14 protein-coding genes and 2 pseudogenes are annotated in these 16,899 nt (G+C 71.5%); 9 read left to right on the top strand and 7 right to left on the bottom strand.

The window, feature by feature from the left end; translation table 11 throughout:
• Positions 1–57: 57 nt before the first annotated feature.
• The 3 genes from BIV23_RS33110 to BIV23_RS33120 all read right to left on the bottom strand — a co-directional run bounded on the left by BIV23_RS33110 (position 58) and on the right by BIV23_RS33120 (position 2,948).
• A complete protein-coding gene (locus BIV23_RS33110; RefSeq protein ID WP_071384669.1) occupies positions 58–1,119 on the bottom strand; it encodes a 1-acyl-sn-glycerol-3-phosphate acyltransferase in 1,062 nt (353 codons plus the stop codon).
• Positions 1,116–1,991, bottom strand: coding sequence for a patatin-like phospholipase family protein (locus tag BIV23_RS33115; protein WP_071384670.1), 876 nt, complete (start codon positions 1,989–1,991; stop codon positions 1,116–1,118). Before BIV23_RS33115 ends, BIV23_RS33110 begins: the two co-directional genes overlap by 4 nt.
• A gap of 63 nt (positions 1,992–2,054) precedes the next feature.
• Positions 2,055–2,948 carry an NADP-dependent oxidoreductase gene (locus BIV23_RS33120; protein WP_071384671.1) on the bottom strand — a complete coding sequence of 298 codons (894 nt, stop codon included), beginning with the start codon at positions 2,946–2,948 and terminating at the stop codon, positions 2,055–2,057.
• Between the two features lie 70 nt (positions 2,949–3,018).
• Here BIV23_RS33120 and BIV23_RS33125 point away from each other — a divergent pair, with 70 nt between their 5' ends.
• Complete coding sequence (locus BIV23_RS33125) at positions 3,019–3,618, top strand: TetR/AcrR family transcriptional regulator (RefSeq protein ID WP_071384672.1); 600 nt, start codon at positions 3,019–3,021, stop codon at positions 3,616–3,618.
• Positions 3,619–3,631: 13 nt separating this feature from the next.
• Here the strand turns inward: BIV23_RS33125 and BIV23_RS33130 are convergent, their stop codons facing one another.
• Together BIV23_RS33130 and BIV23_RS52510 are read right to left on the bottom strand one after the other, a co-directional pair.
• Positions 3,632–4,633, bottom strand: a complete 1,002-nt coding sequence (locus BIV23_RS33130) for a YihY/virulence factor BrkB family protein (RefSeq protein WP_071384673.1) — start codon at positions 4,631–4,633, stop codon at positions 3,632–3,634.
• A 281-nt stretch (positions 4,634–4,914) separates the two neighbouring features.
• Positions 4,915–5,264 (bottom strand): annotated as a pseudogene (locus BIV23_RS52510) (SDR family NAD(P)-dependent oxidoreductase); the annotation flags it as partial.
• A gap of 648 nt (positions 5,265–5,912) precedes the next feature.
• Between BIV23_RS52510 and BIV23_RS50730 the strand changes: the two are divergent.
• Positions 5,913–6,053 (top strand): hypothetical protein, encoded by a 141-nt coding sequence (locus tag BIV23_RS50730; RefSeq protein ID WP_177240124.1) that lies wholly within the window; start codon positions 5,913–5,915, stop codon positions 6,051–6,053.
• Positions 6,054–6,138: 85 nt separating this feature from the next.
• On the opposite strand, the gene BIV23_RS33145 is transcribed toward BIV23_RS50730, so the two are convergent.
• Together BIV23_RS33145 and BIV23_RS33150 are read right to left on the bottom strand one after the other, a co-directional pair.
• The gene (locus tag BIV23_RS33145; protein WP_071384675.1) at positions 6,139–6,345 is read right to left on the bottom strand and encodes a hypothetical protein; all 207 of its coding nucleotides are present in this window, start codon (positions 6,343–6,345) and stop codon (positions 6,139–6,141) included.
• A gap of 35 nt (positions 6,346–6,380) precedes the next feature.
• Positions 6,381–6,641: pseudogene (locus tag BIV23_RS33150) on the bottom strand (Rv2578c family radical SAM protein); the annotation flags it as partial.
• Positions 6,642–6,789: 148 nt separating this feature from the next.
• Between BIV23_RS33150 and BIV23_RS33155 the strand changes: the two are divergent.
• From BIV23_RS33155 to BIV23_RS33185, 7 genes are all read left to right on the top strand, one after another.
• Complete coding sequence (locus tag BIV23_RS33155) at positions 6,790–7,233, top strand: SRPBCC family protein (RefSeq protein ID WP_071384677.1); 444 nt, start codon at positions 6,790–6,792, stop codon at positions 7,231–7,233.
• Positions 7,234–7,386: 153 nt separating this feature from the next.
• A complete protein-coding gene (locus BIV23_RS33160) occupies positions 7,387–9,807 on the top strand; it encodes an MFS transporter (protein WP_071384678.1) in 2,421 nt (806 codons plus the stop codon).
• Positions 9,808–9,987: 180 nt separating this feature from the next.
• Positions 9,988–12,453 carry an ATP-binding SpoIIE family protein phosphatase gene (locus BIV23_RS33165; protein WP_071384679.1) on the top strand — a complete coding sequence of 822 codons (2,466 nt, stop codon included), beginning with the start codon at positions 9,988–9,990 and terminating at the stop codon, positions 12,451–12,453.
• A gap of 174 nt (positions 12,454–12,627) precedes the next feature.
• Positions 12,628–13,347: a class I SAM-dependent methyltransferase gene (locus BIV23_RS33170; protein ID WP_071384680.1), complete on the top strand. Its 720-nt coding sequence runs from the start codon at positions 12,628–12,630 to the stop codon at positions 13,345–13,347.
• Between the two features lie 341 nt (positions 13,348–13,688).
• Positions 13,689–15,068, top strand: a complete 1,380-nt coding sequence (locus tag BIV23_RS33175) for a family 2B encapsulin nanocompartment shell protein (protein ID WP_071384681.1) — start codon at positions 13,689–13,691, stop codon at positions 15,066–15,068.
• Entirely contained in the window at positions 15,055–16,323 is a 1,269-nt protein-coding gene (locus tag BIV23_RS33180) for a cysteine desulfurase (RefSeq protein WP_079173567.1), read from the top strand. Before BIV23_RS33175 ends, BIV23_RS33180 begins: the two co-directional genes overlap by 14 nt.
• A 114-nt stretch (positions 16,324–16,437) precedes the next feature.
• Positions 16,438–16,725 (top strand): hypothetical protein, encoded by a 288-nt coding sequence (locus tag BIV23_RS33185; RefSeq protein WP_071384682.1) that lies wholly within the window; start codon positions 16,438–16,440, stop codon positions 16,723–16,725.
• Positions 16,726–16,899 lie beyond the last annotated feature (174 nt).

Genomic DNA, 16,899 nt, shown 5'->3' on the forward strand with positions numbered 1-16,899 from the left:
GGGTTTTGCCCGGGAGCAGTTCATCGGGTGACGAGGGCTTGGAAGCCACGCCATGGCTCAAGCGTGCGCCGCGTCTGGGGTGGCGTGGTCGGTGATCCAGTGGTCGACGCGGGCCCACTGGGTGAGCAGCCACTCGCTGCGGGCATCATCGCCCAGTGGGACGCGGCTTGCGGGTATGCGCCACCAGCGCGCTCGCACGCCGTCGCGGAGCGGCAGCTGGCTCCAAACGGTGCGCGCCGAGTGGACGACGTCGAGGCCGGTGTGGGCGACGAAGGCCACGTCGGCAGCGGGCGCGGCGGCGATCGCGGCGAGTGCGCCGGCGTCCAGCGGTGGGAGGACATGGTGCATCTGTGCCGCGCGGGATGCCCGGCGCGGCAATCCCCGGCGGCGCAGTGAGGCGATCGCGCGCCGGCGGCGGCGCGGTGTGAAGTTGCCGCCCTCCGGAAAGATCACGAGGGCGTCGCCCGGGCCCAGCTTGGCCGCCAGCTCCCCGATCGCGTCCTCGGCGCGGCCGTCGAGGGGCGGGAGGAAGCAGTGGGGGACCCGCCCGATGAGGACGTCGAGAGCGGGGTCGGCGCGTAGCGTCCGCTTCAGAACGGTGTGCGGGCGCAACCCGGCCTGGCTGAGCAATATCTGGAGCAGCAGGAAGGAGTCACCGACCCCGGCGTGCCGTGCGAAGACGAGGACCGGTACCACGGCGTGTCCGGTCTCGCCTGGTGGCGAGGGCATCACTTCCACCCGGAGCCGGAAGACTCGCTCGCCTGCGCGTCGTAGCAGCCGCAGCAGCCGCTCCAGCACGGCGAATGCGTCCGCGGCGCGTCGCTCCTCGCGGTTCTGTTTGTCGGGCAGCTGTCGCACCCACAGAATGGCGGCGGCCATCAGCCCGGCCAAGTCCACCAGGAGGTAGAAAAGCGCGAAGCTGGTGATCCGCACCGGTTTCCAGGGGCCGCGTGTGACGAGGGAGACCGGCGCGCAGAGCACGCCTGCGGCGAGGGCGAGCGTGGCCACCGTCGGGATGAGGGCGAACAGCAGCGTGGTGGTGGCTGTGCGGCGCAGCCCGGTTACCAGTGCCCCGGCCAGTCGCGCCGCGTGTCTTTGGGACGTACTCGCATCGGTCATGGCTCGCCGTCGGGTGTGCTGAGAGCGGTCTCGAGATAGCGGGAGGAGGCGGCGTAGGCGCGCTCGATGCGCTCGGCGGTCCGGCCGAAGCTGCGGTGGCGCAACTGCCGCAGCGTGGCTGTGCCTTCTTCGGGACCGGAGCCGGACGGCAGCACGCGGACCGTGACGCCGGGCGGCAGGTCCGCCATGTCGCGGGCGAATCGGTGTCTGCGAGCGATCTCGAACGCCACCAGCGCCACCTGCCACGGGGCCCGCGGCGGGCAGAGGGCTCGCTCGACACGGCCGACCTGCAGCACATAGACCTCGGTCGCACCGAGGGCCACCGCGCGGCCGACGGGGATGCTGTTGACCAGACCGCCGTCGACGTAGTGCTCGCCGTCAAGGGGGACGGGCGGCAGCAGCCCGGGTACTGCGCACGAAGCGAGCACGGCATCCACCAGCGGTCCGGCGGCGAACCAGTGCTCGGCGGCCCGCTCGATGTTCGCCGCCACGCACTGGAACGGCAGGGCCAGATTTTCGATGTCCGTCATTGGAAGGTGGGAGGAGAGCAGTTCGCGCAGGGGTGTGGGGTGGTACATGTGAGTGCCGCTGCGTACGACGGTACTCATCCGTCTGAGCAGTGATCCGGAGAACACTCCGGCACGTCCAAGGCCGGTCCACAGGTCGGCGAGCCGGGCCACCGACGCCCGCGACGGATCGGCGGCGACGGCTGCGCCGTTGATCGCGCCGACGGAGGTGCCGACGACGACGTCCGGGTGCACGGCGGCGGCGAAGAGCGCCTTGAGCATGCCGACCTCGTAGGCGCCGAGCGCACCGCCGCCGCCCAGCACGAAGGCGCGGGTCGGTGGGTGGGCTGGACGGCTGTCCTCCATGGCCGAAGGGTGCCCCGGTACGACGCCGTCAACCACCGGCGCGAGAGCCGACGGCGCCGTCGGTCAAATGACCAGAACCCGACGCCCGCGCGTGTGACCGGCCCGGCTGTCGATGTGCGCCGCCGCGGCCTCGGAGAGCGCGTACGACTTCTCGACCGGGATACGGAGCTTTCCCCGTGAGATGAGGCCGACGGCCTCGGCGAGCGCTTCTGGCATGCTCCCGGCCACGCCGGAGAAGCGGACACCGAATTCCGGCGCACCGAGATCGGCGATGGAGGTCACCTTCCGCGGATCCCCGGTCAGCTCGACGAGTTCGCGGATCACGCCCGAGCCGGCCAGATCGAGGGCCGCGTCGACATGGCCGAGCTGCCGCACCCGCTCGACCCAGCCTTCGCCGTACGTCGTCGCGAGGGCGCCCAGGCTGCGCAGATAGTCCTGGTTCGCTGCCCCAGCGGTGCCGATGACCGTGATGCCGCGGTCGCGGGCGATCTGCAGCACCGCCGAGCCGACTCCGCCGGACGCGCCGCTGACCAGCAGCGTTTGCCCGGACCGTACGCCGACCTCGCGGATGATGCGCAGCGCGGTCTCCACCACGGAGGGGTAACCGGCAGCCTCTTCGAACGTCAGTCTGTCGGGCATACGGGCCCAGGCCGACAGCACGGCGAACTCGGCATAGGTGCTTGAGCCCTCGCCGAACACGTGGTCGCCGACCCTGACCCCTTCGACGCCCTCGCCGACCTGGTCCACCACCCCGGAGGCGTCCAGCCCGACCCCGGAGGGCAACTCGACCGGATGAGCACCAAGGATCTGGCCTTCGCGGATCCTCCAGTCGACGGGATTCACGCCCGCCGCCCGCACGGCGATGCGTATCTGACCTGGGCCCGCGTGGGGCTCCTCGGCGTCCAGGAGTCGCAGTACGTCCGGACCGCCGAACTCGGCGAAGCTCACTCTCTTCATGCGGCCGACAGTAACACTAACCGTTAGGAGTTCACATCTGTTGTGATTTTGCATCTGGTAGTTTCAGATCATGACCGTGTCGCCCGGGCGCCGTGAGCGCAAGAAAGCCGCAACCCGCCAGAAGATCGCTGACACTGCCCTACGGCTCTTCCTGGAACGCGGATTCGACGCGGTGGGTATCCGTGACGTGGCCGCCGAGGCCGACGTGGCCGTCACCACGGTCTTCTCCCACTTCGCCTCGAAAGAGGCCCTGGTGTTCGAGCAGGACGACGACTTCGAGCAACGCCTCACGCAGGCGGTCACCGGCCGGGCGCCGCACGAGCCGCTCATTCCCGCGCTGCGCCGCGAGATCCAGTCCCTGGTGCGGCACTGCGCGGCGGACAGCGCCACCCCGGTCTGGCGCATGATCGACGAATCACCCGCCCTGCGGGAGTACGAGGAGTCGATGAGGCTGCGCCACGCGGAGTCGCTGGCAACGGCCATCGCCGCCGACCCCGACCTGTCTCGGACCACGACGGCCTGCCGAACCATCGCCAGGTTCGTGATCGACGCCTATTCACTGGCCCGTGAGGCGGCCGACCCGGATGCGGCGCTCGACGAGATCTTTCGGATGATCGAGGCAGCCTGGGCCGTCACCCGCCCCTCCGGTAGCTCCACCGTGGTCACGTGACGTTCCGCGTCGGTTACCGACCAGGGGGCCGCGGAGGTCCTGGAGGCCGGGTGAAGCGCACCCGGATCTTCTCGAAGCCCTTGAAGGCCTCCGTGGTCGCGTACGACTGATAGGCGCGGCGGTCCCCCGGGCTCAGGCGCACCCGGTCGGTGAACGGAGTCAGCAGGCTGCGCGGCCACATCCGTCCCACACGGACCGCGCTCACCTCCGCCGTGCTCAGGAAGATCAGGGCGCCCAGGTAGAGCCAGGCCAGCAGGCCGAGGACGATACCGAACATCCCGTAGGTCGCTGTGGCTCCCCGGAGCACATGGCTGACGTAGTAGGAGCCGCCCCACTGCACGAGCTGCCAGGCGCAGGCGCCGCCGAGGGCCGCCCGGGCCAGTCGGCGCACCGGCAGCTCGCGCTGGGTCAGGACCCGCTGGCTCAGCACGATCAGTCCGGTGTTCAGCACGACCGCCCCGGCGACCGCGGCGACCCGCGCCCCGGCCGCCGGCCGGGTGCCGAACACCGTTGCGGCCGCCACCGCCGAGGACAGCAGCGTGGTCACGCACAGCCCGGTTCCCAGGATCACCAGGAACGCAAGCCCCTTCAGCCGGGAACGGAGTGGGTCCGGCCGGGCGTGGCGGGGGACGGCCCAGATCTTGTTCAGCGCGTACTGGGCGGCCTGCCCCACGTTCAAGGCGCCGTACAGAGTGCCGATGACACCGGCCGCGAGGGCGAGTCCGCTGCCGTGCAGGGGGTGAACACTGTGGCCCAGCTGATCACCGATGACGGGGAACTCGGCCAGCGCTGAGTCGAGGACATGCTGTCGCAGGCCGGGATCGCCACTGAGGAGGGTGCCGAGGACGGCCACCAGGATCAGCAGGAGTGGGAAAAGGGACACGAAGGCGTAGTAAGCGAGCAGGGCCGCGAGATAGCTGCCCTGGTCGTCGAAGAACTTGTAAACCACAGCCAGCGGGAACCCCACCCAGCGGTGCCGGCGCTGGTACGCGTCCACGCGCGCGACGACTTCCATGGGACAACGAGTACCCTGCCCGCATCGCCACATGAGCGGGCCGTCGGCCGGGCACTCAGCCTATCGGGGCAGACGCCTGATCACCCGATTCTGCCACCAACCGTGCGAGGTGGTGGTGCGGGACGTCGCCTAGCGCCGCCGAGGGCGGTGCCGCACCGCCGAACCGGCCGCGGCCGTGGCCGCCGCGACTCCGGCCAAGGCGAGCGCGTCGTGATGACGAGACGCCCATGGCTGCGGGGCGCGCGATGCCGCCCGTTCGCCGAAGCGGCCGTGCGCGCCGCGCTCAACGACCAGTCGAACCGGGGGTGTTGAAAGCCGGCAGCTGGACCATGGTGACCGCCACCCCGCTGCGGCGGTGCAGGAGTTCGCAGCGCACTGCCTCGTTCCAGCCTTGGGTCGCGTGCTTGGCGCCGCAGTAGGCGGACTGCAGGGGGATGCCGCGGTAGGCGAGCGCCGAGCCGACCTGTACGACGACACCGTGGTCGCGCGGCAGCATCCGGCGCAGGGCTGCCTGCGTGCCGTACACGTAACCGAGGTAGCAGACCTCGGTGACCCGGCGGAACTCGTCCGGCTCGATGTCGGTGAGCTCCGCGAACACCGTGGTGAAGGCGTCGTTGACCCAGACGTCGATCGGGCGAGCGGACACGACCGGAAGGCGTCCTCTGGATGACACGGTCGGGTAGAGAGGCGGGTCCGCCACCACGGGGGAGTGACGGAACCCGCCTGAGCCCACGTTGCCACACCAGCCCCGTGTATGCGGGCACAGCAGGTGAAGTGCCCCTGGAAGGGATGTGACTTCGTGAAGGCCGGGCACGCATAGGGTGAGGGCGGTGTCCGCGTACGCGCAGTATCGGCCCGCTCGCATCTGGGGGCCGTTGCTGCAAGCGATGCCGGACTCCTCCAGCACGCGCAGGACGCCGACGACCTTGCTCGGGCGGGGGGACATCCTCGATCGTTACGGGCTGTGAATGAGCGTATCCCGCCTGATCAGTGCCGGAAAGTGACGCACGGCGGTATGGCACCGAGAACATCGTCTGGGCCGACCGGCGCGGCCTGCTCGTCTCACCCACGGCCCATCTCCTGAAGATCGGCGGAAACCGGATGCGTGCCCTCCGGAAGCAGGTCCGCCCCCTGCTCGAGCGGCACGGCCACCACAGCGAGCCGCTCCCCGCCCGCCCCGTCGACCCTTGTGAACTCGCCTGCTATGTCATGGCCGCAGCGTCAACGGCAACTTGACCCGACACGCATCTCACTAATTTCCCGGCAGCTCCGGGAGAACATGCTCGGCACAAAGGGCAACGGCCTCAACGATGCCTACGACAGCGCGGTCTCCGCGGTCATCTACGGCGAGGGCCCGGGGGAGGACCGTCGGCCACTCCCCGTCGGCGAAGAGCACGACGACACAGACGGCCTGCGCTGACCTGAGCGGACACACGAAAAGCGCCCCGGTGAGCGTCTTGGGCGGCTGACGCGTTCCTGAAGTGCGGCTGGTGCTGGTGCGTCGGTCACAGGCGCTTCGCTGTGCGGTCGCGCAGCAGCAGCCACTGACTCGCGTCGGCGCCGCCCGAGCGCGCAGCCGGTCCACGCAGCAGCACGGCGTAAGCCGTCCTCTCCGCCTTGCTCGGGGCGGCATACCGGCCTGGCGCCTCCGGGGTCGGGAATGACCTCGTCATGCCTTTCCAGGCCTTGTCCGCGTTCGGAGTGCTGAGCATCGGCCCTCCCGGGCTCAATAGGGTCATGCGGTGAAGTACACGCACGCGTGGCTGCACCCGCGGTAGGGATTGACGGTCCACTCGAACGGCGTGCGCGAGGCGCCCGGCACCCGGTTCAGCACCGAGCGCGCCCGGACCTCGTGGAAGGTGATCCCGCGGAACTCGGGCGTGTCGAACGTCCGGCTGACCACGGCGTCCGCGCCGAACAGGGCGGGCTCGGCGGCCCGGCCGTGCGCGGCCGGCTCCTGCGGTTCGACGGTCGCCGCAGGCCGGACGGTGAGGTTCTCCCAGCGCATGACGCCTCCTCGGTAGCACTGCCGCACACAATAGAACATCTGTTCCCGTGATCGTGCGCCCGCGTTGACACCCCCCGATTTGGGGGGCCGGGCACCGGGGTGGTTGGCTTGCCCCAACCCCGAGAAACGCAGGTCCTGGAGGAACGCAATGGCGCAGGTCGAGGCCACTACGGAGCGGGTCGTCGCGGCGGACGCGGAGAAGGTGTTCGACGCCCTCGCCGACTACAGCGGTACCCGGCAGAAGCTGCTGCCGGAGCAGTTCAGCGAGTACGAGGTCCGCGAGGGCGGCGACGGCGAGGGCACCCTCGTCCACTGGAGGCTCCAGGCCACCAGCAAGCGGGTGCGCGACTGCCTGCTGGAGGTCGGCGAGCCCACCGACGGCGAACTGGTCGAGAAGGACCGCAACTCCTCCATGGTCACCACCTGGCGCGTCACTCCCGCCGGCGAGGGCAGGTCCCGGGTCGTCGTCACCACCACCTGGCAGGGCGCCGGCGGCATCGGCGGCTTCTTCGAGAAGACCTTCGCCCCCAAGGGCCTCGGCCGGATCTACGACGCCCTGCTCGCCAACCTCGCCGCCGAGGTCGAGAAGTAGGTCCAACGCTCCACCGGTGAAGGGGTGTTGGGCCCCTTCACCGGTTCGAGTGCATCTCCGCCGTGCCCGGAACGATTCCGTAACTCACCGCAGTTGTTCACAGTTGACGCCTTACGCGGGAAATGTGAGCAGGTGTGACGAGAGGAGCGGCACGTGGGCGGCACGACACTGGTGGAGCAGGAGCGGGTCGTGGCGCCCGCCGGACCGGAGAGCCCCGCCGCACCGCAGACCCCCGCGCCCCGGCCGGGCGCCCGCCGTGTGCGGTTGGTGTTCCTCGGGCTGATGCTCGCCCTGCTCCTCGCGGCGCTCGACCAGATGATCGTCGCCACCGCGCTGCCGAAGATCGTCGGCGAACTGCACGGCCTGGACCGGATGAGCTGGGCGATCACCGCCTACCTGCTCACCTCCACCGTCGGCCTGCCCCTGTACGGCAAACTCGGCGACCTGGTCGGCCGCAAGGGCGTCTTCCAGTTCGCCATCGCGGTCTTCGTGCTCGGCTCCGCGCTCGCCGGCCGGGCCCAGTCCATGGACCAGCTGATCGCCTTCCGCGCACTCCAGGGCGTCGGCGCGGGCGGGCTCATGATCGGTGTGCAGGCGATCATCGCCGACATCGTGCCGCCCCGCGAACGTGGCCGCTACATGGGCCTGATCGGCGCCGCCTTCGGCCTCGCCTCCGTCGCGGGCCCGCTGCTCGGCGGCTACTTCACCGACCACCTCTCCTGGCGCTGGTGCTTCTACGTCAACGTCCCCTTCGGACTGGTCACCCTCGCCGTCGTCACCCTCGTACTGAAACTGCCCAAACCCGCCGCGCGCGGGCGCTTCGACGTCCTCGGCTCGCTGCTCCTCGCCGCCGCCTCCACCTGCCTGGTACTGCTGACCAGTTGGGGCGGCACCGAGTACGCCTGGGGCTCGCGGCAGATCCTCGGCCTGGGCGCGGGCGCCCTCGCCGCGTCCGTGCTCTTCCTCGTCGCCGAGCGCTTCGCCGCCGAACCCCTCATCCCGCTCCGGCTGTTCCGCGACTCCGTCTTCGACGTCAGCGGCCTGGTGGGGCTCGTCATCGGCGTCGCCCTGTTCGGCGCCGCCAGCTATCTGCCCACCTTCCTGCAGATGGTCGACGGCGCCAGCGCCACCGAGTCCGGCCTGCTCATGCTGCCGATGATGGCCGGCATCGTCGGCGCCTCGGTCATCGGCGGCCAGCTCATCAGCCGCACCGGCCGCTACAAGATCTTCCCCCTGCTCGGCAGCGCCGCCTCCGCCGTCGGCATGTGGCTGCTCTCGCGCCTCGAAGTCGACACGCCCCGACTGCACTACAGCATCTGGATGGCCGTCCTCGGCGCCGGCATCGGCCTCGTGATGCCGGTCCTCGTCCTCGCCGTGCAGAACTCCGTACGCCCCGCCGACCTCGGCACCGCCACCAGCGCCAACAACTACTTCCGGCAGATCGGCGGCAGCGTCGGCGCCGCGGTCTTCGGCACCCTCTTCGCCGACCGCCTCACCTCCGCGCTGCGCAGGGAGCTGCCCCCGCGCGCGGGCGCCCGGCTGCCCGACGCCGACTCCATCACCCCGCAGCTCGTCCATGCGCTGCCCCCGGCGCTGCGCGACGCCTACATCCGCGCCTACGCCGACGCGATGCCCCGGATCTTCCTCTACCTCGTCCCGGTGCTCGTCGCCGGCCTGCTCCTCGCCTTCTTCCTCAAGGAGAAACCGCTCGTGTCCCACCCCACCGCCGAACCCGACCACGAGCCCGAGGCCGTGCACGTGACCGTGACCGTGCCCGCGAACCCCCCGATCCCGCAGGCCCGCTCGGCGTACGCCGCCGGCGTCCCCGTCCGCGGCACGGTGCAGCACCCCGACGGCACCGTGGTGCCCCGCGCGGCCCTCACCCTCATCGACGTCTGCGGACAGCAGATCGGCCGGGGCGCGAGCGGCGACGACGGACGGTACGCGCTCAGCACACCCGGCTCCGGCGCGTACGTCCTCATCGCCGCCGCGGGCGGCCACCAGCCGCAGGCCGTCTCCGTCACCGTCGGCGAACGCCCCGTCGAACTCGACGTCGTCCTCGGCGGCGCCGGACGCCTCGCGGGCAGCGTCCTCACCGCCGACGGCACCCCCGTGCGCGACGCCACCGTCACGCTCACCAACGTGCACGGCGAGGTCGTCGCCGCCACCCGCAGCGGCCGCGAGGGCGGCTACGTCATCACCGAACTCGTCGCCGGTGAGTACACGTTGGCCGCCAGCGCCCCCGCCTACCGCCCCGCCGCCCTCCCGATCAGCGTGCAGGCCTCCCGGGAGACCCGGCAGGACGTCGAACTCGCGGGCGGCGCCGTGCTGCGGGGCACCGTCCGGGCGAGCGGCGGACGGCCCGTGGAGGACGCGCGCGTCACCCTCCTCGACGCCGCGGGCAACGTCGTCGACACCCTCACCACGGGAGCGGACGGCACGTTCCGCTTCGTCGACCTCGCCTCCGGCGAATACACCGTCATCGCCGCGGGCTACCCGCCGGTCGCCACCGTCCTCCAGGTCGCGGGCGGCGGTCGCACCGAGCGTGACCTGCAACTGGGCCACGAGGACTGACCGTCGGCCGCAGCGGGAGCCGGCGGGGGGCGCCCGCGCGGCACCCAGCGGCGCGCGCCGGGGCGATCCGGTGAATCCAATTCCAGGATTGCCACACATCGCGACCGTACCCCGCCGTACGGTAGTGGCAGGCTTCACAGATCGTTTGCGAACAGCCGTAGGGGAGAAAGGGCCTGGGCCATGGATTTCGGCGACGACCGTGGCAGCACGCGGGACACGCCTCCCGGCCGCGGCGAGGGGGACGCCGTCGCGGGCCGCATTCCGCTGGCCGTGGTCGTCGTCGACCGCGACGGCCTCGTGTCCCACTGGAGCAGCGGCGCCGGGCGGCTGTTCGGCGTCGGACGCGAGGACGCCGTCGGGCGGCCCGCCGCCGACCTGCTGCCGGTCTCCGGAGCCCTGGCCGACGACGCGCACGGCGAGGACACCCGGCACGCGTACACGCCGTACGACGAACCCGGACCTGACCTGGAGGCCTCGCTCGACGGGCACACCGGCTACGCCACGGCGGGCCGCGCCCGCCAGAGCGCGCACGGCGGGGCACCGGAGGGCGAGCGGCTCGACGTGCTGTGGTGGGCCTACCCGCTGGTCGGCCCCGGCCCGTCCCGGCTGCTCGTGCTCGCCGCCGACGCCACCCGGCTGCGCGACGAACGCGGCTACGACGACGAGACCGCCGAGCGCATCTCGCCCGGCTTCGCCCGCCACACCGAACTGCCCGCCTCCGACGAGCTGGCACGGCGGCTGCCCGAGATCCTGCCCAACATGGGCCCGGGGCTCAGCTCCCGCATCGTCGCCCAGGTCCTCGAACTGGGCTATCCAGTCCTGGAGTTCAGCCAGTCCGACCGGGTGCCCGTCACCCCGTACTGGGGCGTGCCCCGCCGTCCGGGCCGCCGGCACGCCGAGGCCGTCGTACCCCAGCAGCGCTCCGCACCGCCCCTCGTCCCGGCCGGCGCCGAGGCGGACCTGGAGTACGCCGCGGTGCGCGAGCGGCTGGAGTTCCTCAACGAGGTCAGCTCCGGCATCGGCTCCTCCCTCGACCTCGGCGAGACCATCCGCGAGGTCACCAGCGCCGCCGTGCCCCGCTTCGCGGACTTCGCCGGCACCCATCTGCGCGCCGCCGTCCTCGCGGGCGAGGGCTTCCCGGACGGCCCGCCGGACGCCAGCACCGTGATGTTCCGCGTCTGGGTCGAGCACAACGACGAACCCGGCCGCTGGGACGACACCGTGCCCGTCGGCGAGGCCTTCGCCTTCCCCGAACACACCCCGTTCTACAAGTGCATGGTCACCGGCGAGCCGGTGCTGGTCCCGCGGGTCACCGAGGAGCTGTCCGAGCGGATCTCGGGCGAGTTCGAGAAGCGCGACCTGCGGCCGCTCATCGGCGGGCGTTCGCTGCTGATCGTGCCGCTCAAGGCCCGCAACGTCGTCCTCGGCTTCATGGTGCTGATGCGCCGCCCCGACCGGCCCGCCTTCGACGACATGGACCGCACCACCGGCGCCGAACTCGCCGCCCGTGCGGGCCTCGTGCTCGACAACGCCCGCATGTACACGTACCAGGAGAACGTCGCCGACACCCTCCAGGACAGCATGCTGCCGCAGGTGAACCCGCGGATGGCCGGGTGCGACGTGGCCACCCGCTATCTGCCCGGCACCCGGCTCGGCCGGATCGGCGGCGACTGGTTCGACACCATCAAACTGCCCGGCTCGCGCACCGCCCTCGTCGTCGGCGACGTCATGGGCCACGGCCTCAACTCGGCCGCGATGATGGGGCAGTTGCGCACCGCCGTCCAGACCATGGCCACGATGGAGACCCCGCCCGCCCAGCTCCTGCGCAACCTCGACGACCTCGCCCGCCGCCTCGGCGACAACTACCTCGCCACCTGCCTCTACGCCGTCTACGACCCGATCCGCGGCGAGCTGCACCTCGCCAACGCCGGTCACATCCCGCCCGTCCTGGTGCGCGCCGAGGACGGCAGCAGCGAACTGCTCGACCTGCCCACCGGCGCCCCGATCGGCGTCGGCGGCGTCGCGTTCGAGTCCCTGCGCATCGCGGTCGGGCCCGGCGACCGGCTGGTGCTGTGCACCGACGGCCTGGTCGAGGTCCGCGGCTCCGACATCGGCGAGGGCCTCGCCGCGCTGTGCGAGTCCGCCGCGCACCCGGCCGCCTCGATGGACGACGCCTGCGACACCATCATCCGCGCCCTCAACACCCGCGGCGGCCGCAAGGACGACGTCGCCCTGCTCATGGCCCGCCTCAACGGCATCCCCGGCGGCCATGTCGCCGAGTGGCGGCTCGACCCCGACCCGCGCGAGGTGGCCCGCGCCCGCCGCCTGGTGCGCGCCCAACTCCTCGACTGGGGGCTGCCGCAGGCAGTGGACACCGCCGAGCTGCTGGTCAGCGAGGTCGTCACCAACGCCGTACGGCACGCCGTGAGCGAGCCGGTCGGGCTGCGGCTGATCCTCGCCGACGCCCTCCTCTTCGAGGTCACCGACGACGAACCGGCCCTGCCCGCCATGCTCGGCGCCGGTCCGCACGACGAGGCCGGGCGCGGGCTGCGTGTGGTCAGCCGGCTGGCCCGTGAATGGGGCGCCACGGCGAGCGGGCACCGCAAGACGGTCTGGTTCGAACAGGTGCTCACGGCAGGGCCGTGAGCGAAGGGCGTCCGGGGGAGGGATGAGCCGGGGAAGGGGCGTGCATCCCGACCTTGCGCGCCCCCGGCACACCCGGGGGCGCCCGCACATCTCGTGAAGGTGCCCACCCGGCACTTGCCCCGCTCCGGGCCTCCGCGATATCCCGATCACGGAACCGAACCGTGGGGAGATCGCATGAACGTGTCGGACAACTACCGCAATGCCTGGGAAAGTTACTGGAGAGAGACCTCCGACGAGGCGGGCGAGGCGATCTGGGACTGCGATCCCGCCCTCTCCGCCGAGCCGCACAGCGCCCTTCTGCTGCCCCACGCCGACGCGGAGCGGACCATCGTCGACCTGGGCTGCGGCAACGGCACCACGACCCGCTACCTCGCCACCCGCTTCGCCCGCGCCGTCGGCGTCGACCTCTCGCACGCCGCCGTCGAGCACGCTCGGCGCGCCAAGAACGACGACACGGTGGAGTTCCAGCAGCTCGACCTGACCGACGCCGGCGCCGTCCGCGCCCTGCACGAGCGGCTCGGCGACGCCCACGTCTACATGCGCGCCGTCATCCATCAGAGCGAACCGGAGGCACGGCCCGCGGTCGCCGCCGCCGTCGCCGGGATCATCGGCACCGAGGGGCGCGCATTCGTCGTCGAACTGACCTCCGGCTCCCGGGACGTCCTGAGGCGTGCCGCGACCCAGCCGACCGGCCCGGGGCCCAAGCTCCAGCGCGTCTTCCAGCACGGGCTCAAGCCCGCCGACGCCGACGACGAGGAGATCCCGCGCCTGCTCGACGCGGCGGGCCTGACGGTCCTCGCCGAGGGTGCGACGAGCCTGCCGCAGACCGAGTACCTCACCGACGGCACGCGCATCGACCTGCCGGCCCGCTGGTTCGTGCTCGCGGGACGGTAGAACCCGCCCGTTAGCGTCCGTCGTCGTCCCTTGCCGCCCGGCTCTGTCCGGGCGGCAATGATAAATACCTCTTTGGGTTTCACCAAGCATTCATATGAGATGAAATTCGGCCCTCTGTGGACGTTTTGGGGATACGACCGCTCCCGTGCCGATAGAAAATCCCCGTCATCCCGCTCGCCGCGACCTGCGGCAACGAAGGCCGTTCGGACACGCATGCGACGGTCCACGCGACGTGCGGCTGACAATTCCTGCCATCAGCAGATAAATGCTCCCTTGTGATGAACCATTCGTCGGGAAGACGATCGCTCCTCGTTCCCATGCCCTACCTGCGAGGAGTTCACATGAGCGAGCGGTTGACCCTCGGCCCGGACGCCGCACGGCAACTCGCCGACACGACCAAGACGACACCGCAGATGCGCGGCATCACGCCCCGCTATCTGCTGCGCGCGCTGCCCTGGGTGGACGTCGACTCCGGCGTCTACCGGGTCAACCGGCGCCGCACGTACGTCCTCGGCGACGACCGCATCAGCACGACCGACGACGACACGCCGCGCGTCATCGCGGGCGACCTGCGCGAACTGCCGTACCTGCGTGAGGCGGACGAGACGCTGCTCGCGGAACTCGCAGGCGCCTTCACGCAGGTGACCTTCGGGCCCGGCGAGATCCTGGCCCAGGAAGGCGCCCCCGCCGACCGGCTGTGGGTGATCGCGCACGGACGCGCGGAGAAGCGCGCGACGGGACAGTACGGCGCGGACGCACTCCTCGACGTCATCGGCGACGGCCAGTTCTTCGACCTCGCCGCCTGGACCGGCGCCGAGGCCCTGCCCTACCGGGTGCAGGCGCTGACCGCGGGCACCGCCCTCACCCTGGAGCGCGCGGAACTCGCCCGGCTCGCCGAGCGCGACGCGACCTTACGCACCGCACTGGACGCGTACGTCGCGGGCGCCCACGTCATGGCCGGCGCCGAGGTCCCCGTCGACCTCACCGCGGGACACGACGGCGAACCCGACCTGCCGGGGACGTTCGTCGACTACGAGGACACGCCCCGCGAGTACCACATGACCCTCGCGCAGACCGTGCTGCGCGTCCACACCCGCGTCGCCGACCTCTACAACGGGCCGATCGACCAGACGCGGGCCCAGGCCAACCTCACCGTGCACGCACTGCGCGAGCGGCAGGAGGCCTCGATGCTGTACCACCCGGAGTTCGGGCTCTTCCACAACGTCGCCTCCGGACAGCGTGTCCAGACCCGCACGGGCGCCCCGACCCCCGACGACCTCGACGAACTGCTGACACGGGTGTGGAAGCAGCCCGCGTACTTCCTCGCCCACCCGAAGGCGATCGCCGCGTTCGGCCGTGAATGTACGCGCCGGGGCGTACCCCCGGTGATCGAGAACCGCTTCGGCAGCCCCCTGCTGACCTGGCGCGGCGTGCCCCTGCTGCCCTCGGACAAGGTGCGCTTCTCCGGCGGCGCGGGCGTGGGCACGACCGAGATCCTGCTGATGCGCCTCGGCGAGGCCGAACAAGGCGTGGTGGGCCTGCGGCCGTCGAAGGTCGCCGACGAGGTCGAACCGGGCCTCGCGATGAAGAACATGGGCGTGGACCAGAAGGGCATCACGTCGTACCTGATGACGGCGTACTTCAACGCGGCGGTCCTGGTGGAGGACGCGCTCGCCGTGCTCCAGAACGTCGAGGTGTCCACGTACCATGACTACTCCTGACGTCGCGGCCGGGCAGCCCCAACCACCCGGCACCACCCGGGAATTCACGCCCGAAGCGGCCCGCCGGGACGTACCGGTCCTGCACCGGACCGTCAACGGCCGACCGCTGGTCTGGCTGGACAACGGCGCCACCACACAAAAGCCCCGCCAGGTCATCGAGGCACTCACGGCGTTCTACGCCGCCGCCAACTCCAACATCCACCGCGGCGCGCACACCATGGCGCGCGAGGCCACTCAGATGTACGAGACGGGCCGGGCCGCGGTCGCGGAGTTCCTGGGCGCGCCCTCGCCCGAGAGCATCGTCTTCACCCGGGGAACGACCGAGGCGATCAACCTGGTCGCCCAGAGCTGGGGACGTGCCCACCTCGGCCCCGGGGACGACGTCCTCGTACCGGTGCTGGAGCACCACGCCAACATCGTGCCCTGGCAGCGGATCGCCAAGGAGACCCGCGCCCGCGTCGTGCCCGTACCCCTGCGGCCGGACGGCTCCGTCGACCAGGGCGCGTACGCCGATCTGCTCTCCGCGCGCACCCGGCTCGTGGTCGTCAGCCACGCCTCGAACGTCCTCGGCACCGTGCCACCGGTACGGGAGATGACGGCTCTGGCGCACCGCTACCGGGCGAAGGTCCTGGTGGACGGGGCACAGGCGGTGGCGCACTTCCCGGTCGACGTGACCGGCCTGGACGCCGACTTCTACACCTTCTCCGGCCACAAGATCTACGCCCCCACGGGCATCGGCGCCCTGTACGCCAGGCCGGAGATCCTCCAGACCATGGCGCCGTGGCAGTCGGGCGGCAACATGATCGAGTCGGTGAGCTTCGACCGTACGACGTACGCCCCCGTCCCGCACCGCTTCGAGGCCGGCACCGGCCACATCTCCGGCGTGGCCGGGCTGCTGGCCGCCCTGAACTGGCTGACGGCCTTCGACCGAACGGCGGTGGCGGACTACGAGACGCGGCTGACGGCCTACGCGCAGCAGGCCCTGGCCCAGGTCCCGGGCCTCGAACTGCTCGGCCCCGCGGCCGGGCGGATCGGCGTCCTGACCTTCACCCTGCCCGGCCGCACCCCGGCCGAGATCGCCGACCGGCTCGACGGTGACGGCATAGCCGTCCGGGCCGGCCACCACTGCGCACAGCCGGCCCTGGGCCACTACGGCCTCGACGCGGCGGTCCGCGCGTCGCTGGCGCTCTACAACACGCGGGAGGAGGTGGACCGGCTGGTGGCGTCGCTGCTGAAGCTGGGGCAGGCCGCCTGAGGCCGGGCGCCCGCCCGGACGCTTCCGTGTCCGGCCGGTCCCGTGTCGGGCGGGCTCGCCCCGGCCGTTCAGGTGTAGGCCGCCGGAACCTGGGAAGGGGCCGGTGAGGAACGGATGACGAGCAACGGGGTGAACACCATGCACGGCGGCGGAGGATTCAGCGGGGGCGGCCACCACGGCGGTGGATTCAGCGGACACCATCACAGCGCCGGGCCGGCCCACCAGGGACACCACGGCCACCACCTCCATGACACCGGGGACGCGCAGGGTTTCGTCCTGGTCCCCTTCCGGCGCCGTGAGCCGTCGAGCCCCTCCACGGGAGCGGATCCCAGGCGCGTGGCACTGAGCCTCGTCGTGGTGCTGGCCGTGGTCGTCGTCGCGGCGCTGCTGGCGGCCCACTAGACGCAATACCGGTGACTTTGGTGTTTTCGGGTCGTTGGGTCAGGTGTGCCAAGGCCCGGACAGGTGAAGTCGCCGGCAGGCGAGCGGTTGTCGGATCGGATTGCGCTCGGGGTGCTGACCCGGGCGTTTCCGCCGGAGTTGGTGGACGAGGTGATCGCGGAGTGCGGCCGGGCC

It is taken from the genome of Streptomyces monashensis (assembly GCF_001866665.1).
In the GTDB taxonomy this organism is placed as follows: domain Bacteria; phylum Actinomycetota; class Actinomycetes; order Streptomycetales; family Streptomycetaceae; genus Streptomyces; species Streptomyces monashensis.